We start from the raw sequence: 2,076 nt of genomic DNA on the forward strand, positions 1-2,076 counted from the left end.
CCCCCGTCGTCGGCCGTCGTCGGCCGTCGTCGGCCGCCGTCGCTCAGGCGGCGAGGATGTCGGTGCGGACCTCGGTGAGGAAGGCGTCCAGGTTCGCCAGTGTGCGGGCGACCTGCTCCTCCACCGGGAGCGACTCGTTGGGCCTGGTCACCGAGGCGGACTTCTTGCGCCCGCGCACGTAGAGCGAGCAGGCGAGGTCGGCGCAGATGTAGGTGCCGACGGTGTTGCCCTCCCGCCCCGCCGCACCGGCCCGCCGGGCCGTGAGCAGCGCGACGCCGGAACCCGCGTGCGCGGTGACGCACAGCGAGCAGACGTTGGTCTTGGTCAGGCTCCGCCGGAACGAGGGCACCCGCAGGGTGACGCCGACCAGCGCGCCCCGGTGCTCGGCGACCAGGTAGGCGCGGTCCGGCGCCCCCTGGTCCCGCCAGCCCAGGAAGTCAAGCTCCTCCCAGGGCAGTTCGGCCAGCCCGCGGGGCAGACTGAGCCGACGGGCCTCACCCTTGGAGCAGTTGACGAAGGACGCGCGGATCTCGGTCTCGTTCAGGGCTCGCATATCCGGCAAGCTAACACCGCCCCACCCCGGCCGTCGCCCGGTTTTTTCCCGCCGCCGTCCCGGCGAGCAGGACGGCGGCGGGTGTGGGCAGTGGGGGGATGGGGTCGGTCACGCGGGTTTGAAGGCGACGCCGCCGTAGGCGGAGACGTCCTGCCAGCCCTCGGGCAGGTCGGTGGTGGGGACGTGGCCGGCGTCGGGGCGCCAGAGCGGGAGCTGGACGAGGCCGGGGCCGGCGAACTCGAAGTCGCCGAAGAAGGGTTCGACGGCCGCGCGCGGGCGCAGCACCAGCGGGGCGCTGGCGCTGCGGTAGACCCGGGTGCCCTCGGCGGAGGCCTCCCGGGAGGCGAAGTCGGGGCTGCCGTGCGAGAGGATCAGCGCGCTGCCGGGGGCGAGCGCGTCGCGCAGGGTGCGCACGATCCGCTCGGCGCCGTCCTCGTCGCGGATGAAGTGCAGGACGGCGACCAGCATCAGGGCGACGGGTTCGCCGAGGTCGATGGCGGAGCGCAGCGCCGGGTGGGCGAGGATCGCCCCGGGCTCGCGCAGGTCCGCCTCGATGACCGAGGTGTGGCCGGCCGGGTGGCCGGCCAGCAGGGCGCGCGCGTGGGTGGCCACGATCGGGTCGTTGTCGACGTAGACGACCCGGGCGTCCGGGGCGACCCTGCGGGCGACCTCGCTGGTGGAGCCGATGGCGGGGATGCCGGTGCCGATGTCGAGGAACTGCCGGATGCCCCGGCCGGCCGCGAACTCGACGGCGCGGCCGAGGAATTCGCGGTTGGTTCGGGCCAGCAGCGGCAGCGCCGGGTAGGCGGCGATGGCGGCCTCGGCGGCCTTGCGGTCGGCTTCGAAGTTGTCCTTGCCGCCGAGGTAGTAGTCGTACATCCGGGCCGTGTGCGGGACCCCGGTGTCGAGTTCGGTCGGGGGCCGCCAGTCGTCGGCGCGCGCCCACTCCCAATCGGTTCCGGTGACGCCTCGCGCCGCCGTCCTGTCCTCGCTCATCTGCCGCCCCCTGGTGTCCACGGTGTCGTGGTGTCCGCGATGTCCGGGGTGTGTTCCGCCGGACGTCTCCTGTTCCCCTGCCCCGCGACCGGCGGTCGGCCGGCTGCGGCCCCCACCGCACGGTGCGCCGTGATCGTAGCCGACGAGTCGCCTTGGAAACAGCGGTAGTTCAGGTTTCCGCAGCATCCGAACCATGCTGTGTGTGCACGTCAAGCACGGTTCGCGGGGCGATCGGGGCGCCGGCGGCCGGCGGTCGCCGCCGGGTGGCGCCGTCTCTATGCTGGCTGCCGATGACTGCCGACCGGCGCACCGTCCTGCGCACCTCCGTCAAGCTGGCCGCCCTCACCGCCGTCGGTGGCCTGCTCACCGCCTGCGGCGACACCGGCCGCCGCCGGGCCGATCCGGGGCCGTTCACGGTGCGTCCGGACCCGCTGGACCCGTCGGCCGCCGTGGATCCGGCCTGGGCCGGCGGCGAGGGGCCCGCCTCGCCGGAGCCGGCCGCTCCGGAGTCCGCCGCCTCCGCCCCG

General features: G+C 74.7%; 3 protein-coding genes. 1 reads left to right on the forward strand and 2 read right to left on the reverse strand.

The annotated features are described in order from the left end of the window. Positions 1-43 precede the first annotated feature (43 nt). Complete coding sequence (locus ABD308_RS03310; protein WP_344325245.1) at positions 44-553, reverse strand: FBP domain-containing protein; 510 nt, start codon at positions 551-553, stop codon at positions 44-46. A 108-nt stretch (positions 554-661) separates the two neighbouring features. Then, positions 662-1,549 (reverse strand): SAM-dependent methyltransferase, encoded by an 888-nt coding sequence (locus ABD308_RS03315; RefSeq protein WP_344325248.1) that lies wholly within the window; start codon positions 1,547-1,549, stop codon positions 662-664. A gap of 290 nt (positions 1,550-1,839) precedes the next feature. On the opposite strand from ABD308_RS03315, the gene ABD308_RS03320 reads away from it, so the two are divergent. Next, the coding region (locus tag ABD308_RS03320; RefSeq protein ID WP_425554681.1) for a hypothetical protein at positions 1,840-2,076 on the forward strand (237 nt) is incomplete at its 3' end.

The sequence above is a fragment of the Kitasatospora putterlickiae genome (genome assembly GCF_039527695.1).
GTDB lineage: Bacteria > Actinomycetota > Actinomycetes > Streptomycetales > Streptomycetaceae > Kitasatospora > Kitasatospora putterlickiae.